The organism is Streptomyces viridochromogenes, assembly GCF_001270495.1.
GTDB classification, from domain to species: domain Bacteria; phylum Actinomycetota; class Actinomycetes; order Streptomycetales; family Streptomycetaceae; genus Streptomyces; species Streptomyces viridochromogenes_A.
Genome location: NZ_LGUR01000055.1, coordinates 1 through 2,677, shown reverse-complemented (window position 1 = coordinate 2,677; position 2,677 = coordinate 1). Strand labels below are relative to the sequence as shown.

Below are 2,677 nucleotides of genomic sequence, written 5' to 3'. Positions count from 1 at the left end.
TGAGGAGCGGGTGCTGTGTGAGGTGTTCGCCGATGTCCTCGGTCTGCCGCGGGTCGGTGTCGACGACAACTTCTTCGAACTCGGCGGACACTCCCTGCTCGCCACCCGCCTGGTCTCCCGCGTGCGGACCGCCCTGAGCGTCGAATTGAGCATGCGCGACCTCTTCGACAACCCCACCGTCACCGGGCTGGCGGCCCGCATGGAGCAGCCCGGCCGCACCCGGCCGGCCGTCACGGTGCGGGAGCGTCCCGACGTCCTGCCCCTGTCGTTCGCCCAGCGCAGGCTCTGGTTCCTCAACGAACTGGAGGGGCCGAACCCCGCCTACCACACCCCCATGGCCGTACGCCTCACGGGCGCGCTCGACCAGGAGGCGCTGAGGGCTGCCCTGGGCGACATCGTCGTCCGGCACGAGGCACTCCGGACGGTCTTCCCCGCCCACCTCGGACAGCCACGGCAGAAAGTGCTGGCACCGGAGGACCTGAGCCCCCTGCTCACCGTCACACCCGCCGGCGCCGACCGGACCGAGGCGATCCGGGAAGCCGCGCTGGAACCGTTCGAGCTGTCGTCCCGGATCCCCTTCCGCGCCACGCTGTTCACGGCCGGACCGGACGACCACGTGCTCCTGCTCGTCCTGCATCACATCGCGGTGGACGGCTGGTCCCTGGCCCCGCTCGTGAGGGACCTCTCCGCGGCCTACGCCGCCCGCTGCCAGGGCAAGGCCCCGGACTGGGCGCCACTGCCGGTGCAGTACGCGGACTACACCCTGTGGCAGGACGACCTGCTGGGCGACAAGGGGGACAGCGACAGTGACGCGTCCCGGCAACTGACCTACTGGCGGTCCGCGCTGGCGGACCTGCCGGAGGAACTGGTGCTGCCCACGGACCGGCCCCGCCCGGCCGCCGTAAGCCACGTGAGTGGCGAGATCCCCCTGCGCGTACCGGCCGAGACCCACCGACAGCTGGTCTCCCTCGCACAGGAGCAGGGCTCGACGGTGTTCATGGTGCTCGAATCGGCCCTGGCCGTCCTGCTGTTCCGGCTCGGGTGCGGTACCGACATCCCCATCGGCACACCCGTCGCGGGCCGGACCGACGACGCCCTGGACGAACTGGTCGGGTTCTTCGTCAACACCCTCGTCCTGCGCACGGATCTCTCCGGCGACCCCCGCTTCGTCGACGTGCTGGCACGCGTGAAGGAACGGTGGCTGAGCGCACTGGCCCACCAGGACCTCCCCTTCGACCAGCTGGTCGAGGACCTGGCACCGGCCCGCGTCATGGCCCGGCATCCCCTGTTCCAGGTGATGTTCGTGCTCCAGAACAACAGCCGGACCGAGCTGTGCTTCCCGGGCGTGAACGCCGAACCGCTCCCCGTGGCACCACTCCCTGCCAAGTTCGATCTGGACTTCAGCCTGAGCGAGGAGTACGGAGCGGACGGGTCCCCGGCCGGCCTGGACGGCACCCTCAACTTCTCGGCCGCTCTCTTCGACCGGGCCACGGCCGAAGGCATCGCCGACCGGTTCGCGCGGCTCCTACGGGCGGTGGTCGCCGATCCGCACCTCGGGATCGGTGAACTGGACGTCCTCGGCGAGGCGGAGCGGCACCGGCTGCTCGTCGACTGGCAGGGCACAGCGGTGTCCGTACCGTCCATGACCCTGTCGGATCTGTTCGAGGCCCAGGTCGCGCGGGACCGGGACGCCGTCGCACTGGAACACGGCGAGACGGAACTGAGCTACGGCGAGCTGAACGCCCGCGCCAACCGACTCGCCCGGCACCTGACCGGTCACGCGGTCGGACCCGAGGACGTCGTCGCGGTCCGCCTGGAACGCTCACCGGAGCTGGTCGTGGTGCTGCTCGCAGTGCTGAAGACGGGCGCGGCGTACCTCCCGGTGGACCCGGAATACCCGGCCGAGCGCATCGCCTACATGCTGGACGACGCCCGGCCGGCCCTGGTGATCGACGCGTCATGGCTGGCGTCCGTGGACCTCACCGGAACCTCGGACGACAGCGGGGCGGGCACGGAGAACCTGCCCGCGGTGAACCCCGATCACCCCGCCTATGTGATGTACACCTCGGGCTCCACCGGGCGTCCGAAGGGCGTCGTCGTCCCGCATCGCGGGGTCGTGAACTGGCTGCTGTGGCTGCAGGAGGAGTACGGCCTGCGCACCACGGACCGGGTCCTTCAGAAGACCCCCTTCGGCTTCGACGTCTCCGTACGGGAGTTCTTCTGGCCCCTGATGACCGGCGCGACCCTGGTCATGGCGGAACCGGGCGGGCACAAGGACCCGGTCTACCTGGCCGAGGTCATCCGCTCCCGGCGCGTCACGGTCGTCCATTTCGTGCCGTCGATGCTGCAGGCCTTCCTCGACGAGTCGTCCGCCGCGCACTGCACGGGCCTGCGCCATGTCCTCTGCTCCGGCGAGGCCCTGCCGGCCCAGCTGGCGGCGCGGTTCCGGGCCGTGCTCGATGTCCCGCTGCACAACCTCTACGGCCCCACCGAGGCATCGGTGGAGGTCACTTACTCGCAGTGCGGTCAGGAGGGCGACGAGGCGTCGATCCCGATCGGACGCCCCCTGCCCAACATCCGGGTCTATGTGCTGGATGGGGGGTTGCGGCCGGTTCCGGTGGGTGTGGCGGGTGAGTTGTATGTGGCTGGGGTGGGGTTGGCGCGTGGGTATCTGGGG

1 protein-coding gene is annotated in these 2,677 nt (G+C 70.4%); it reads left to right on the top strand.

Going from position 1 to position 2,677, the window contains the following annotated elements:
* Positions 1 to 10 precede the first annotated feature (10 nt).
* On the top strand, positions 11 to 2,677 hold a 2,667-nt coding region (locus ADK36_RS08080; RefSeq protein ID WP_234329714.1), incomplete at its 3' end, for a non-ribosomal peptide synthetase.